Below are 16,575 nucleotides of genomic sequence, written 5' to 3'. Positions count from 1 at the left end.
TCCTGGTTAGAATATGGACTGGAATTTAGCCATCTCAACCTGGATGGACTTCACTTGGGTATAACTCTGGAGCGTCATCACGCCGTTCTCGCGGCCAATGCCGGAGTGTTTGTAACCGCCAACGGGCATCTCCACCGGGGATTCTCCCCAGGTGTTGATCCAGCAAATGCCGGCTTCCAGCTGATGAATGACGCGATGCGCGCGGTTCAGATCCGCCGTGACGATACCCGCCGCCAGACCGTAGTCGGTATCATTGGCGCGGCGAATCACTTCGTCTTCAGACTCATACGTGAGGAGCGACATCACCGGGCCGAAGATCTCTTCGCGCACGATAGTCATTTCGTCGCGGCAATCGGTGAACACGGTCGGTGCAACCCATGCGCCGTTATCGAAGCCATCACCCTTCAGCACATCGCCGCCGCAGAGCACGCGTGCGCCTTCCTCTTTACCTTTGGCGATATAGCGCAGCACGTTATCGCGATGCGGGAAGCTGACCAGCGGGCCAAAGTTGGTTTGCGGATCGAAAACGTCGCCCGCGCGAATGCGTTCAACGCGCGCCAGAATCTTTTGTTCAAATGCGGCTTTGCATTTCGCCGGAACGAAGACGCGGGTGCCGTTGGTACACACCTGACCGGAGCTGAAGAAGTTCGCCATCATGGCGATATCAGCGGCGAGATCGAGATCCGCATCGTCGAAAACGATCAGCGGTGATTTACCGCCCAGCTCCATGGTCACTTCTTTCAGGGAGGAAGCCGCCGCGTTAGCCATCACCTTTTTGCCGCTGGCGACGCCGCCGGTAAACGACACTTTGGCGATGCCCGGATGCTCGGTCAGATACTGCCCGGTTTCCGCACCTACGCCCGGCAACACGTTAAATACGCCGTCCGGCAGGCCCGCTTCGCTGTAGATTTCAGCCAGCTTTAACGCGGTAAGCGGGGTGACTTCGCTCGGTTTGAAAATCATCGCGTTGCCTGCCGCCAGCGCCGGTGCGGATTTCCACAAAGCAATCTGAATCGGGTAGTTCCATGCGCCAATCCCTGCCACTACGCCCAGCGGTTCGCGGCGGGTATAAACAAATGACGTCTCACGCAATGGGATCTGGCTGCCTTCCAGCGACGGGATCAGCCCGGCGTAGTACTCCAGCACGTCCGCGCCGGTAACGATATCGACGGTTGAGGTTTCTGAATACGCCTTCCCGGTGTCGAGGGTTTCCAGTTTAGCGAGTTCGTCATTGCGTTCGCGCAGAATATCAACGGCCCGACGCAGAATGCGCGAGCGTTCCATGGCGCTCATCGCCGCCCAGATTTTTTGCCCTTGTTGGGCACTCTTCACGGCGCGATCGACATCCTCACGCCCGGCGGCCTGCACGGTCGCCAGCACGTTACCGTTGGCCGGGTTAATGGTCTCGAAGGTGCGACCGCTGGTGGCGGAGGTATAACCACCATGTATATAAAGTTGCTGTTCTGCCATTCGGGACATCACGTCTCCTCGGTTAATCGGTGGGTAAATGCTGAGTGATAAAGTGGCGGGTGAGCGAGTGTGCGAGAGTTTTATTCAGCGGTTTACCACTCAATGCCGCGCGCAGCCATAAACCGTCAATCAGCGCGGCCAGGCCATAACCTGCCTCCTGTGCCTCTTTGCGCGGTAACTCGCGGTGAAATTCGCTCACCAGATTCGACAACAAGCGGCGGCTGCTCACCTGCTGCAAACGGTAAAGCATCGGCTGATGCATACTGCTGGCCCAAAACGCCAGCCAGGCTTTCATCGCAGCATTACTGACCTGAGTCTCATCGAAATTTCCGTCAACAATCGCCTGTAATCGCTGCTCAGGGCTGCCATCCGGTAGCGCGTGTAAGCGGTTCAAGACCGCGTCACGCAGCTGGCTGGTGATATCACGCATGGTTGCTTCCAGCAGACCATTTTTATCTTTGAAATAGTGGCTAATGATCCCGGTGGAAACGCCCGCCCGGCGGGCGATCTGCGCGATCGTCGCATCGTGCATACCTACTTCATTTATTGCTTCCAGCGTGGCGTCGATCAGTTGTCTGCGCCGGATCGACTGCATCCCCAATTTGGGCATTTTTGCCACTCCATTCATCAGCGTTGTTAATCTATTAAAGCCGTTATTGATTGGACGTTCAATATAAAATGTGTCTTAATTGTTACCAATTTGATTTTAAATGGTAACAATAACAGTGGGGATACTGGATGACAGACCTTTCGCACAGCAGGGAAAAGGACAAAATCAATCCGGTGGTGTTTTATACTTCCGCCGGACTGATTTTGTTGTTTTCCCTGACAACGATCCTGTTTCGCGACTTCTCGGCTCTGTGGATTGGCCGCACGCTGGACTGGGTTTCTAAAACTTTTGGTTGGTACTATCTGTTAGCGGCAACGATCTATATTGTCTTTGTGGTCTGCATTGCCTGTTCGCGCTTTGGTTCGGTGAAACTCGGGCCCGAGCAGTCTAAGCCTGAGTTCAGCCTGCTGAGCTGGGCGGCGATGCTGTTTGCTGCCGGGATCGGTATCGACCTGATGTTCTTCTCCGTAGCCGAACCGGTAACGCAGTATATGCAGCCGCCGGAAGGCGCGGGTCAGACGATTGAGGCCGCGCGTCAGGCGATGGTCTGGACGCTGTTTCACTACGGCTTAACCGGCTGGTCGATGTATGCGCTGATGGGCATGGCGCTCGGATACTTTAGCTATCGTTATAATTTGCCGCTCACCATCCGCTCGGCGCTGTACCCGATCTTCGGTAAACGGATCAACGGGCCGATTGGTCACTCGGTGGATATTGCAGCGGTGATCGGCACCATCTTCGGGATCGCCACCACGCTCGGCATTGGCGTGGTGCAGCTTAACTATGGCCTGAGCGTACTGTTTGATATCCCGGATTCAATGGCGGCGAAAGCGGCGCTGATCGCGCTGTCGGTAATCATCGCGACTATCTCGGTGACTTCCGGTGTCGACAAAGGCATTCGCGTATTGTCTGAACTCAATGTCGCACTGGCGCTGGGGTTGATCCTGTTCGTGCTGTTTATGGGCGACACCTCGTTCCTGCTTAATGCGCTGGTGCTGAACGTTGGCGATTACGTTAACCGCTTTATGGGCATGACGCTCAACAGTTTCGCCTTTGACCGCCCGGTTGAGTGGATGAATAACTGGACGCTCTTTTTCTGGGCATGGTGGGTAGCCTGGTCGCCGTTTGTCGGCCTGTTCCTGGCGCGTATCTCGCGTGGACGCACCATTCGCCAGTTCGTGCTGGGGACGTTAATTATTCCGTTCACCTTCACGCTTTTGTGGTTGTCGGTGTTCGGTAACAGCGCGCTGTATGAAATCATCCACGGTGGTGCGGCCTTCGCACAGGAAGCGATGGTGCACCCGGAACGCGGCTTCTACAGCCTGTTGGCGCAATATCCGGCATTTACCTTTAGCGCCTCGGTTGCCACCATTACGGGTCTGCTGTTCTACGTAACCTCGGCGGACTCCGGCGCGCTGGTGCTGGGGAATTTCACCTCGCAGCTTAAAGATATCAACAGCGACGCCCCCGGCTGGCTGCGCGTCTTCTGGTCGGTGGCGATTGGTCTGCTGACGCTCGGCATGCTGATGACCAACGGGATATCCGCGCTGCAAAACACCACGGTAATCATGGGGCTGCCGTTCAGCTTTGTGATTTTCTTCGTGATGGCGGGATTGTATAAATCTCTGAAGGTAGAAGATTACCGCCGTGAAAGTGCCAACCGTGATACCGCACCGCGACCGCTGGGGCTTCAGGATCGCCTGAGCTGGAAAAAACGTCTCTCGCGCCTGATGAACTACCCAGGAACGCGTTACACCAAACAGATGATGGAAACCGTCTGTTATCCAGCAATGGAAGAAGTGGCGCAGGAACTGCGACTGCGCGGTGCGTACGTCGAGTTAAAAAGCCTGCCGCCGGAAGAGGGACAACAGTTAGGGCATCTGGATTTGCTGGTGCATATGGGTGAAGAGCAAAACTTTGTCTATCAGATTTGGCCACAGCAATATTCGGTGCCGGGCTTTACCTACCGCGCACGTAGCGGGAAATCGACCTATTACCGGCTGGAAACCTTCCTGTTAGAAGGCAGCCAGGGCAACGACCTGATGGACTACAGCAAAGAGCAGGTGATCACCGATATTCTCGATCAGTACGAGCGGCACCTAAACTTTATCCATCTCCATCGTGAAGCGCCGGGTAATAGCGTAATGTTCCCGGACGTGTGATTATTTTTGCATAAAACCGCGCCATGTCTGCATATGGCGCGGAAATCATTGACTCGCTGTAAAAAATTATGCATATATTATATATGATTGTCATGTCATATCCTGCAATTCCTCTTGTATCACTTCATGATTTTATATTTTATTAATTAACGATTTTATTTTGCATTAGCTGAATGGATTCAGTCCTATAGAGTTATATATTTATTAATAAGACGATTCTTATATTTTGATACCTAATAAGAGTTACCACTTTTACCGGCTGTATATTAAATGTATTCCTCCTGCTTTTGTTTATATTTTGAGTTGATTTGAGTTCCTGGATACATATAATGCGCATGTATTCGAGACTGGGTGGAATGTAATGATAAAGTTAATAGTGTTAACTTAAAATAAGTTTTCAGTAGTAACTTGCTATTTTATTACCCTCTGAACTACATACTCAGATATGTGGTTGTCAATGCTATGCAAAATTTTTGAATTTTTATATGCGATGAACAGTAACCGGAATGGCATTTAATGCGTTGCTGTTTATGCAATCTTAGTTTTATTTGGATGTATTGCTGGAGATTGTGATGAATAAAATATATCGGCTAAAGTGGAACAGGTCCCGTAACTGTTGGAGCGTCTGCTCGGAGCTGGGGAGCAGAGTAAAAGGAAAAAAGTCCCGGGCTGTTTTAATTAGCGCGATAAGTTTATATTCATCTCTGGCGTTCTCTGGTGATTTCATCGTGAACCAGGATAAGACTGTTGATTACGGCAAAACCGATCAGAACATCGATTACCGTATTACGGTGACTGATAATGCTAATCTGGTTATTAACGTAACAGACACCTCGCGTCCACGCTTTACGCTCAATTCTGGTGGTGGATTGGATATCACCGGAGGGAAAGTGTATATCAATGGTCAGCTTGACGTCCTGCTGAAAGGTACAGGTTTCCTGAACGTCTCCAATGCTGGTAGTGAGTTGTATGCAGATGATTTATATGACTCAAACTCCGGCTCCTGGCATGATCGCGGCTATTTTAACGTCTCCAATGGCGGCAAAATCCATGTTAAGGGCACCAGTCGTCTGACCTATTTGCAGGGAAATGTCAGTGGTGAAGGCAGCCAGGTAAATTCTGAAACCTTCTTTATGGGCGTTTACAGCAGTTACGGTGGTAATCAGTACCTGTCAGTTAATAACGGCGGTGAAGTTAATGCCAGTAAGCAAATTAGCCTGGGCTATTATAACCAAAACTCCGATACAACACTTGCCGTTTCAGAAGGCGGTAAAGTTTCTGCGCCGACTATTAGTTTAAGCACCAACTCTGAGTTGGCGTTAGGTGCCCAGGAAGGGAGTGATGCGAAAGCGGCAGGGATTATTGATGCCGAAAAAATTGAGTTTGTGTGGGCTTCGACATCAGATAAGAAAATCACTTTAAACCACACGGATAAAAACGCGACTATTTCCGCGGATATTGTCAGTGGCAGCGAGGGCCTGGGCTATATCAATGCGCTCAATGGTACAACTTACTTAACCGGGGATAACTCCGCCTTTAGCGGTAAAGTCAAAATTGAGAAAAACGGGGCTTTAGGGATCACCCAAAATATAGGTACAGCAGAAATCACCAACCGCGGGAAATTACACCTGAAGGCTGACGATAGCATGACCTTTGCCAATAAGATTTCCGGCAACGGTACAATAAGTATCGACAGTGGGACGGTGGAGTTGACCGGCAATAACTATGCATTCAGCGGATATATTGATGTCGCTTCCGATGCTGTCGCTGTTATTTCTGAAGACAAGAACATCGGCCGTGCAGAACTGGATGTTGATGGCAAACTGCAAATTAATGCCAATAAAGATTGGGTGTTTGATAACGATCTTGAAGGTAAAGGCGTTGTTGAAATAAACATGGGGAATCACGAATTCTCCTTCGATGAGTTTGCTTATACAGACTGGTTTCAGGGGGCACTGGCATTCCAGAACACGACATTTAACCTGGAAAAAAATGCTGAGTTTCTGCAGAAAGGCGGGATCACTGCGGGTCAGGGAAGCCAGATAACAGTGGGTAAGGGCGCTCACTCCATTAGCACTCTGGGATTCTCGGGCGGAACCGTTGATTTTGGTGCCCTGGCCGCTGGCGCGCAGATGACAGAAGGGACGGTCAACGTTAGTAAAACGCTGGATTTGCGCGGCGAGGGTGTGATTCAGGTTACTGACAGTGACGTTGTACGCTCTGTTTCTCGTGATATTGACTCTGCGTTATCGCTCACTGAAGTCGATGATGGTAACAGCACCATTAAGCTGGTTGATGCACAGGGTGCGGAAGTTCTGGGGGATGCGGGTAATCTTCAACTACAGAATAAAAATGGGCAAATCCTCTCCAGCAGATCACAGCGTGATATTCAGCAGAATGGGCAAAAAGCGGCCGTCGGCACTTATGATTATCGCCTGACGAGTGGGGTAAACAATGACGGTCTGTATATCGGTTACGGCCTGACCCAGCTTGAATTGCAGGCTACCGACAGTGACGCCCTGGTGCTGAGTGCCAACGGTAAGAGCGAGAATGCCGCCGATCTCAGTGCAAAGGTTACCGGCAGTGGTGACCTGGCATTCAGCAGCCAGAATGGTCAGACCGTATCGCTTTCAAACAAAGACAACGACTATACCGGTATTACCGATCTGCGTAGCGGGACGCTTTTGTTGAATAACGATAACGTGTTGGGTAATACCCATGAACTGCGTCTGGCGGCAGAGACTGAACTGGATATGAATGGTCACAGCCAGACCGTGGGTACGCTCAAGGCTAGCGCCGATTCGTTGCTGAACTTAAACGGCGGCACTCTGACGGTTACCAACGGGGGGACTTCAAGCGGTTCGTTAAGCGGCGACGGGGAACTGAATATCCAGGGCGGCACGCTGGATATCGCGGGCGATAACAGCAACCTGACGGCGAATGTGAACATTGCTGGCTCGGCTAATGTCCTGGTTAGTCATGCGCAGGGAATGGGTAACGCAAACATTGAGAACAACGGCACCCTGGCGCTGAATAATAGCGCTGAAAAAAGAGCGGCTGCACCAGTGAATTACACCCTGGGTGGCAATCTGACCAACAACGGTACGCTGATGACCGGGATGTCAGGACTGCAAGCTGGCAACGTATTAGTGGTGAAGGGGAACTACCACGGTAATAACGGCCAACTGGTAATGAATACGGTACTGAATGGCGATGATTCAGTAACTGATAAATTGGTTGTCGAGGGTGATACTAGCGGCACGACTGCCGTTACGGTGAATAACGCTGGCGGTACAGGTGCGAAAACCCTTAACGGTATCGAACTTATCCATGTTGACGGTAAGTCTGAGGGCGAATTTGTTCAGGCTGGGCGTATCGTTGCGGGGGCATATGACTACACTCTCGCGCGTGGAAAAGGGGCAAATAGTGGTAACTGGTATCTGACCAGCGGCAGTGATTCTCCTGAACTGCAGCCGGAGCCAGACCCGATGCCGAATCCGGAGCCAAACCCGAATCCAGAGCCGAACCCTAACCCGACACCTACGCCGGGTCCGGATCTGAATGTGGATAATGACCTGCGACCGGAGGCGGGTAGCTACATTGCGAACCTTGCAGCAGCGAATACCATGTTCAACACGCGTCTGTATGAGCGTCTGGGTAATACGTACTATACCGACATGGTGACGGGTGAGCAGAAACAAACCACTATGTGGATGCGCCATGAAGGTGGTCATAATAAATGGCGTGATGGCAGCGGCCAGCTGAAAACCCAAAGCAATCGCTATGTTCTGCAACTGGGAGGCGACATCGCGCAGTGGAGCCAAAACGACAGCGATCGCTGGCATATTGGGGTCATGGCGGGATATGGCAACAGCGACAGCAAAACGACCTCCTCGCGAACTGGTTATCGTGCAAAAGCGAGTGTGAACGGATATAGCACAGGCCTCTATGCCACCTGGTATGCCGATGACGAGTCGCGTAATGGCGCGTATCTCGACAGTTGGGCGCAGTACAGCTGGTTTGATAACACAGTGAAAGGGGATGACTTACAAAGTGAATCCTATAAATCAAAAGGATTTACCGCTTCACTGGAAGCTGGATACAAACACAAATTAGCTGAATTTAATGGCAGCCAGGGAACACGTAATGAATGGTATGTTCAGCCGCAAGCACAGGTTACCTGGATGGGAGTCAAAGCCGATAATCACCGCGAAAGCAACGGAACCCTCGTTCATAGCAACGGTGATGGCAATGTTCAAACCCGACTTGGCGTAAAAACCTGGCTGAAGAGCCACCATAAAATGGATGACGGTAAATCCCGCGAGTTCCAGCCGTTTGTAGAAGTGAACTGGCTGCATAACAGTAAGGATTTCAGCACCAGTATGGATGGCGTCTCCGTCACTCAGGATGGAGCCCGAAATATTGCTGAGATAAAAACCGGGGTGGAAGGACAGCTAAATGCCAACCTGAATGTCTGGGGGAATGTGGGCGTTCAGGTTGCCGATAGAGGATATAATGACACCTCTGCAATGGTGGGCATTAAGTGGCAATTCTGATCTGAATAATGAGTAAAAGGAGAGAGAGCCGAACGGGAGATAATTCGGCTCTCTGTGTCATTTTCTTGCAGCCAGCTTTATCAGTCAGAGTGAAGACTCGCAGATTTAGCTGGCGCACAAGATTTCATCAAGGTGTGTTCAATGGCTTCGCATGATTTGAGTGTTTTTTTGGAAGAGTTCGGGGCAACGGTTAATTTGACCTTGCCTGGTATCGTGTCCGAAAAAGAACGGCTTTTACTCAAGCTGCTAATGGAGGGAATGTCGGTTACAGAAATATCACAATACAGAAATCGTAGCGCAAAGACAATTTCACATCAGAAGAAGCAGTTGTATGAAAAATTAGGCATCCAGAGTGATATTACTTTCTGGCGGGATATCTTTTTTCAATATCATCCGCAAGTCATCAGTGGCAAGGGAAATAAAAATAATTTTTATATTCCTGATAACCGTTGTCACCATATCGTCACGCCTGAAGCCATCAGTCTGGCGTTGGAAAATCACGAATTCAAACCGTGGATCCAGCCCGTTTTCTGCGCGCAGACAGGGGTACTGACGGGCTGTGAAGTGCTTGTTCGCTGGGAACATCCGCAAACGGGAATTATCCCACCGGATCAGTTTATTCCTCTGGCGGAGTCATCCGGTCTTATTGTCATAATGACTCGCCAGCTGATGAAACAGACTGCGGATATTCTGATGCCAGTAAAACATTTGCTGCCGGATAATTTCCATATTGGCATCAACGTCTCGGCAGGATGTTTTTTGGCCGCAGGATTTGAAAAAGAGTGTCTGAACCTGGTCAAGAAATTAGGTAACGATAAAATCAAGCTGGTTCTTGAGCTAACGGAACGCAACCCCATTCCGGTAACGCCAGAAGCCAGAGCGATATTTGACAGCCTTCATCAGCACAACATTACCTTTGCGCTGGATGACTTTGGTACGGGTTATGCGACCTATCGTTATTTGCAGGCGTTTCCGGTCGATTTTATTAAAATTGACAAGTCGTTTGTGCAAATGGCGAGTGTCGACGAAATTTCCGGTCATATTGTGGACAATATTGTCGAACTGGCGCGTAAGCCTGGTCTGAGTATCGTGGCGGAAGGGGTAGAAACCCAGGAGCAGGCGGATTTAATGATCGGCAAAGGCGTTCACTTTTTGCAGGGCTATTTGTACTCTCCGCCAGTACCGGGTAATAAATTTATCTCTGAATGGGTAATAAAAGCAGGTGGTTGATGTAAACCGCTATTCACAGCGCATCGGGAGGTTGGCAGCGATTAATTCTCCCGATGCAGTAAATCCTGATAGATCCCCGTTAATATGCCATTTGGCGAAAATTGTTTTTTAATCCACTGCGTCACCTGACCGGTGGCAGAGTGCTGGGTCGCCAGTAACATGCGTGAATCCTGGCGCGGATTATGGATTTGTCGGGTAACCAGCAGGGATTGCGCCATCGCCTCACGGACCATGTAATCCGGCAAAAAACCAATTCCTTCGCCTAAAATCTGGCACTGACATTTGGTGTTGAAATCTGGCACCAGAATCGACTCCTGCCCATGCAGCAACCAGCCCACTTTTTTATTAATCGTATGCGCGGTGTCTTCCACCATGATATTAGGATAGAGACGCAGTTGGCTTTCGGCGATGGGTTCCGGCACAAAGGCTAACGGGTGATCCGGGGCGATAGCAAAAGCCCAGCGAATCGCGCCAATCTCCGTGTAATCAATGCCGCCGCCGTCCAGCAGCGTGTCGGGTGCGCCGATAGCGATATTCGCCTGATTATTAATAATCGCATCCCAGACGCCATTATACACTTCGGTGGTGACGGTAATCTGGCAGGTTGGAAATTGCTTTTTCAGTACCTGTAATAAGCGTGCGGTGTGTTTGGGCGTATAAAGCAGTTGGTTAATACAAATGCGCACACGCGCTTCTATGCCCTGCGAAATAGTATCGATGCTGCGTTTGATGGCGTGAAAATCATTCAGCAGGTCGGTAGCTTTGCGGAAAAAATAACGCCCGGACTCCGTTAACTCAATGCTGCGGGTACTGCGAGTGAACAGCACCACATCCAGCCCTGTTTCCATTCGCTTGATGGTGTAGCTAATGGCGGAAGTGGTTAAACCCAACTCTTCTGCGGCTTTACTGAAGCTGCCAAAACGCGCAGCGGTAGTAAATGCCAACAGATTCTCTTCGGTAAAAATTGAGTTCATTAAACCATTCCCGCCATTATCTACTATGAATTTCTCCAGCTATGACTGTAGAGGTATCGGTTAAAGATAGATAATCATTTTTGAATAACTTTTAATACCCGTCGCGTTTAGTCGTCGCTTCGCTTAATTTTTGTCCGCCATATTCTGAAATTATCCCCACGCAGTTACCCGCCAGAAAACCCAGTAATGTCACCGTCCAGTTCATCCCGCTGGCAAAAAATAGCGTCATGCCGAGAAAGCCTCCGGGAATAAAAGACAGTAAACCGAAACGTCCTTGCCAGACCACCACCGCCGAGAAGGGTACAGTCATAATCACGCTCGCCCAGAAGCCGGAAATCCCACTCACCGAGGCCAGCCAACCGGCAGCCAGCGCGGCGAAAAACGCCCACACCATCCCGGAATAATTAACCGCCAGGCTTCTGATAAACCCCGATTTACCGCCGCCTGCGGCATAAAAACTGCAAAAGGCGACAAAGCCAATGGTTCCTAATAATTCCCATCCCTGAGAAAGCCCGACATATGAAGACACTAACTGCCAAAGCCCTGCACAAATACCGACGGTGACACCCGTTGCCGTGAGTCCGTTCATCTTGTTCCCCTCTGGTTAGACATGGACGAAAGCTACTCTTACATGTGCAGACTATAGAGAAATAAAACCTGATTGAGTGAAAGGGTATCGGGTCAAAGAAACAAATATTGCACTACCGCACACTGCGAAAAGATTGTTGAACATCATTCAACAAAAAGGCGAAATACGGCGAATTAAATTTAAGCGGGTTCTTTTATCAGATTATCGTTGCTATTCTCAATTCATCGAAAACAGCCACAAAAACCAGGGGAATGTTAATGAGTATAAAAAATCTACCTGCCGACTATTTATTGGCTGCACAACAGGGTGATATCGATAAAGTAAAAACTTGCCTTGCGCTGGGTGTCGATATAAATACCTGCGATCGGCAGGGGAAAACGGCAATTACACTGGCAAGTTTATATCAGCAATATGCTTGCGTTCAGGCATTAATTGATGCCGGTGCGGATATTAATAAACAAGACCAGACCTGTTTAAATCCTTTTTTAATGAGCTGCCTGAACGGTGATTTAACGCTACTACAAATTATTTTACCGGCTAAACCAGACCTTAATTGTGTAACCCGTTTCGGCGGTGTCGGCCTGACGCCTGCCTGTGAAAAAGGCCATTTAAGTATTGTAAAAGAGCTTTTGGCGCATACGGATATTAACGTTAACCAGACCAACCATGTTGGCTGGACGCCGCTACTGGAAGCGATTGTGCTTAACGATGGCGGGATTAAACAGCAGGCGATTGTCCAGTTATTGCTGGAGCACGGTGCCAGCCCGCATCTGACCGATAAATATGGCAAAACGCCGCTGGAACTGGCGCGGGAACGGGGCTTTGAAGAGATTGCGCAGTTACTGATTGCCGCAGGTGCATAAACCGGGAGGCTTGTTATCAACACACCAGAAAGACGGTGTGTGTGGGCGCTAACTGCGGATGCTGATTTTCTGGCGCAGCGGGGGCAAGGACAGGTTGAACAGGTCTTTGCCAGAGCGGTAAATATCGCACTTCCGGCCCGCCAGCAGTTGCTAACGCTGCTTTGTGAAGAGTACGACAATGCGCCAAACAGTTGTCGGTTGGCACTCACTCACTTTGATGGTCTGTTCCGTCATGGTGATAAGGTTCAGTTTGATGATCAAGGTATTACGGTTGGTCAACATCTTCATATAGAGATGAGTCATTGCCAGCGTTGGCTGTCCCCAGCTTTGCAAATGACCGCTGAAAATTTTCACCTTATCGCCTGGCAACAGTGGCACGACATTATTCATCAACACCTGGGGGAAAATGAAACCCTGTTTAATTATCGCGGCGATAATCCGTTTTATCAGGCGTTAAATAAAGAATTACATATTAAACGACGGGCAGTTATTCAGGCCGTAAACGATAAACAAAATATCGCCTCAGCGGTCGTCAGTATGATGGGGTTAGGGATTGGCCTTACGCCATCAGCCGACGATTATTTAACAGGTCTGGCGCTTATTTTATTTATTCCCGGGCATCCGGCGGAAAAATACAAAGAGGAATTTTATCTCGGTCTGCAACGCGGCAGAAATAATACCACGTTATTAAGTGCCATAACGCTGGAAGCCGCATTACAACAACGCTGCCGGGAAAATATTCATCGTTTTATTCATAACATTATTTATGACATACCTGGGAACGCAACTCAGGCAATAGAAAAAATTAAACATATTGGCTCCAGTTCCGGTTGCGACATGCTGTATGGCATGGCCGATGGTTGTGCGCTGAGCCAAACCTACGGAGGGAATTATGTCAGTTAAAATAGTCATTAAACCGAATACCTATTTTGATTCTGTCTCGCTGATGTCTATCTCCACGCGTGCAAATAAACTCGACGGCGTCGAGCAGGCATTTGTGGCGATGGCGACCGAAATGAACAAAGGCGTGCTGAAGAATTTAGGGCTGCTGACGCCGGAGCTGGAGCAGGCGAAAAACGGCGACCTGATGATTGTCATCAACGGCAAAGCGGGCGCAGACAACGAGCAGTTGCTGGTGGAGATTGAAGAACTGTTCAACAGCAAAGCGCAAAGCGGCTCGCACGAGGCGCGTTATGCCACTATTGCCAGCGCCAAAAAGCATATCCCGGAAAGTAACCTGGCAGTGATTTCGGTCAACGGTCTGTTTGCCGCTCGCGAAGCGCGTCAGGCGCTGCAAAACGATCTTAACGTGATGCTGTTTTCCGATAACGTCTCGGTTGAAGATGAACTGGCGCTCAAGCAACTGGCCCACGAAAAAGGGCTGCTGATGATGGGGCCAGACTGCGGCACGGCGATTATCAACGGCGCGGCGCTCTGCTTTGGTAACGCTGTGCGTCGCGGCAACATCGGTATTGTTGGCGCATCCGGCACCGGTAGCCAGGAACTGAGCGTCCGTATTCATGAATTTGGCGGCGGCGTTTCGCAACTGATCGGTACCGGCGGGCGCGACCTGAGCGAGAAAATCGGCGGCCTGATGATGCTCGACGCCATCGGGATGCTGGAAAACGATCCGCAAACTGAAATCATTGTGCTTATCTCCAAACCGCCTGCGCCTGCGGTGGCCCGCAAAGTGCTGGAACGCGCACGTGCCTGCCGCAAGCCGGTGGTAGTCTGCTTCCTCGGTCGTGGCGAAACGCCAGTGGATGAGCAGGGGCTACAGTTTGCCCGCGGCAGTAAAGAGGCGGCATTGAAAGCGGTGATGCTCTGTGGCGTGAAACAAGAACATCTCGAGCTGCATACGCTGAACCAGCCGTTGACTGCGGATGTGCGGGCGCGTCTACAACCGCAGCAGAAATACATTCGTGGCCTGTTCTGCGGCGGCACGCTGTGTGACGAAACCATGTTCGCGGTGATGGAAAAACACGGCGATGTCTACAGCAATATCCAGCCCGATCCGGAATTCCGCCTGCAAGATATCAACCGCAGCATCAAACACACCTTCCTCGACTTTGGTGATGACGTCTTCACCAACGGCAAGCCGCATCCAATGATTGACCCCACCAACCGCATCAGCCGGTTGATCGAAGAAGCGCGCGATCCAGAAGTGGCGGTGATCGTGATGGATTTTGTGCTCGGATTTGGATCGCATGAAGATCCGGTCGGCTCCACCATCAATGCGATCAAAGAGGCGAAAGCGATCGCCGCTGCCGAAGGACGCGAGTTGATCATTCTCGCCTATGTGCTGGGTACCGATCTTGATACGCCATCATTAGAACAACAAAGCCAGATGCTGCTTGATGCCGGAGTGATTCTGGCGAGCAGTAGCACCAATACCGGATTGCTGGCGCGTGAATTTATCTGCAAAGGGGAGGAAGCCTGATGAGCCAGTCACTGTTTAGCCAACCGTTGAACGTTATTAACGTCGGCATCGCTATGTTTAGCGATGACCTGAAAAAGCAGTATGTAGAAGTGACCCAACTCGACTGGACGCCGCCGGGGCAGGGCAATATGCAGGTGGTGCAGGCGCTGGACAACATTGCCGATTCACCGCTGGCAGACAAAATCGCCGCCGCTAACCAGCAGGCGCTGGAACGCATTATCCAGTCGCATCCGGTACTGATTGGCTTTGATCAGGCGATTAACGTGGTGCCAGGCATGACGGTGAAAACCATTCTTCACGCCGGGCCGCCAGTGACCTGGGAAAAAATGTGCGGCGCGATGAAAGGCGCGGTCACCGGGGCGCTGGTGTTCGAAGGGCTGGCGAAAGATCTTGACGAGGCGGCTGAACTGGCGGCTTCCGGGGAGATCACTTTCTCGCCGTGCCACGAGCATGACTGCGTGGGTTCGATGGCGGGTGTTACCTCTGCCTCGATGTTTATGCACATCGTGAAAAACAAAACCTTCGGCAACATCGCTTACACCAATATGAGCGAGCAGATGGCGAAGATTTTGCGTATGGGTGCCAACGATCAGAGCGTGATTGACCGCCTCAACTGGATGCGCGATGTGCAGGGGCCAATGCTGCGTGACGCGATGAAAATTCTCGGTGAGATTGATCTGCGCTTGATGCTGGCGCAGGCGCTGCATATGGGCGATGAATGCCATAACCGCAATAACGCCGGGACGACGCTGCTGATTCAGGCGCTGACGCCGGGGATTATTCAGGCGGGTTATTCCGTCGAGCAACAGCGCGAAGTGTTTGAGTTTGTCGCCAGCAGCGACTACTTCTCCGGCCCGACGTGGATGGCGATGTGTAAAGCGGCGATGGATGCGGCGCACGGCATCGAATACAGCACCGTGGTGACCACGATGGCGCGTAATGGTGTCGAGTTCGGCCTGCGAGTCAGCGGCCTGCCGGGGCAGTGGTTTACCGGCCCGGCGCAACAGGTCATCGGCCCGATGTTTGCCGGTTATAAGCCGGAAGATTCGGGGCTGGATATTGGCGACAGCGCCATCACCGAAACCTACGGCATTGGTGGATTTGCTATGGCGACCGCGCCTGCAATCGTCGCGCTGGTGGGCGGTACGGTGGAAGAGGCTATCGATTTCTCCCGTCAGATGTGCGAAATCACTCTCGGCGAAAACCCCAACGTGACCATTCCGCTGCTCGGTTTTATGGGTGTGCCGACGGCAATCGACATCACCCGCGTGGGTAGCAGTGGCATTCTGCCGGTGATCAACACCGCCATTGCCCATAAAGATGCAGGCGTCGGCATGATTGGCGCGGGCATTGTGCATCCACCATTCGCCTGCTTCGAAAAAGCCATTCTTGGCTGGTGCGAACGTTACGGCGTCTGACTGACATGTTCATGCCGGATGTGGCGTGAACGCCTTATCCGGCCTACGAGTGGCGCAAGAATCTGTAGGCCTGATAAGCGTAGCGCATCAGGCATTTGTCACCATTGCCGGTTGCGGCGTGAACGCCTTATCCGGCCTACGAGTGGCGCAAGAATCTGTAGGCCTGATAAGCGTAGCGCATCAGGCATTTGTCACCATTGCCGGTTGCGGCGTGAACGCCTTATCCGGCCTACGAGTGGCGCAAGAATCTGTAGGCCTGATAA

12 protein-coding genes are annotated in these 16,575 nt (G+C 51.1%); 8 read left to right on the top strand and 4 right to left on the bottom strand.

Annotated features, from left to right (window positions below):
- Positions 1-6: 6 nt before the first annotated feature.
- Both betB and betI read right to left on the bottom strand, forming a co-directional pair.
- Positions 7-1,479, bottom strand: a complete 1,473-nt coding sequence (betB, locus tag HEN33_RS17025; protein ID WP_176263506.1) for a betaine-aldehyde dehydrogenase — start codon at positions 1,477-1,479, stop codon at positions 7-9.
- Positions 1,480-1,492: 13 nt separating this feature from the next.
- Positions 1,493-2,080: a transcriptional regulator BetI gene (gene betI / locus HEN33_RS17020; protein WP_176263505.1), complete on the bottom strand. Its 588-nt coding sequence runs from the start codon at positions 2,078-2,080 to the stop codon at positions 1,493-1,495.
- Positions 2,081-2,208: 128 nt separating this feature from the next.
- On the opposite strand from betI, the gene betT reads away from it, so the two are divergent.
- From betT to HEN33_RS17005, 3 genes are all read left to right on the top strand, one after another.
- The gene (gene betT, locus HEN33_RS17015; protein ID WP_176263504.1) at positions 2,209-4,242 is read left to right on the top strand and encodes a choline BCCT transporter BetT; all 2,034 of its coding nucleotides are present in this window, start codon (positions 2,209-2,211) and stop codon (positions 4,240-4,242) included.
- A gap of 572 nt (positions 4,243-4,814) precedes the next feature.
- Complete coding sequence (gene ehaA, locus HEN33_RS17010) at positions 4,815-8,798, top strand: autotransporter adhesin EhaA (RefSeq protein ID WP_176263148.1); 3,984 nt, start codon at positions 4,815-4,817, stop codon at positions 8,796-8,798.
- A 141-nt stretch (positions 8,799-8,939) separates the two neighbouring features.
- Positions 8,940-10,028, top strand: a complete 1,089-nt coding sequence (locus HEN33_RS17005) for an EAL domain-containing protein (protein WP_176263147.1) — start codon at positions 8,940-8,942, stop codon at positions 10,026-10,028.
- Positions 10,029-10,069: 41 nt separating this feature from the next.
- On the opposite strand, the gene HEN33_RS17000 is transcribed toward HEN33_RS17005, so the two are convergent.
- On the bottom strand, positions 10,070-11,002 hold the full coding sequence (locus HEN33_RS17000; protein WP_001084390.1) for a LysR substrate-binding domain-containing protein: 933 nt from the start codon (positions 11,000-11,002) through the stop codon (positions 10,070-10,072).
- A 91-nt stretch (positions 11,003-11,093) separates the two neighbouring features.
- Positions 11,094-11,591, bottom strand: a complete 498-nt coding sequence (locus HEN33_RS16995) for a DUF1097 domain-containing protein (protein WP_176263146.1) — start codon at positions 11,589-11,591, stop codon at positions 11,094-11,096.
- A gap of 257 nt (positions 11,592-11,848) precedes the next feature.
- On the opposite strand from HEN33_RS16995, the gene HEN33_RS16990 reads away from it, so the two are divergent.
- From HEN33_RS16990 to HEN33_RS16970, 5 genes are all read left to right on the top strand, one after another.
- Entirely contained in the window at positions 11,849-12,454 is a 606-nt protein-coding gene (locus HEN33_RS16990; protein WP_000023645.1) for an ankyrin repeat domain-containing protein, read from the top strand.
- Positions 12,455-12,493: 39 nt separating this feature from the next.
- A complete protein-coding gene (locus HEN33_RS16985) occupies positions 12,494-13,357 on the top strand; it encodes an oxamate carbamoyltransferase subunit AllH family protein (protein WP_176263145.1) in 864 nt (287 codons plus the stop codon).
- Positions 13,347-14,894, top strand: a complete 1,548-nt coding sequence (fdrA, locus tag HEN33_RS16980) for an acyl-CoA synthetase FdrA (RefSeq protein ID WP_032183365.1) — start codon at positions 13,347-13,349, stop codon at positions 14,892-14,894. Before HEN33_RS16985 ends, fdrA begins: the two co-directional genes overlap by 11 nt.
- Positions 14,894-16,312 (top strand): YlbE family protein, encoded by a 1,419-nt coding sequence (locus HEN33_RS16975; RefSeq protein ID WP_032183367.1) that lies wholly within the window; start codon positions 14,894-14,896, stop codon positions 16,310-16,312. The genes fdrA and HEN33_RS16975 overlap by 1 nt, the downstream gene beginning before the upstream one ends.
- A 25-nt stretch (positions 16,313-16,337) precedes the next feature.
- On the top strand, positions 16,338-16,575 hold a 238-nt coding region (locus HEN33_RS16970; protein WP_183083447.1), incomplete at its 3' end, for a protein YahH.

Source organism: Escherichia sp. 94.0001, from assembly GCF_013369155.2.
GTDB lineage: Bacteria > Pseudomonadota > Gammaproteobacteria > Enterobacterales > Enterobacteriaceae > Escherichia > Escherichia coli_F.
Note: the sequence above shows the minus strand (reverse complement) of the source record. Positions and strands in the feature narration are given on the sequence as shown.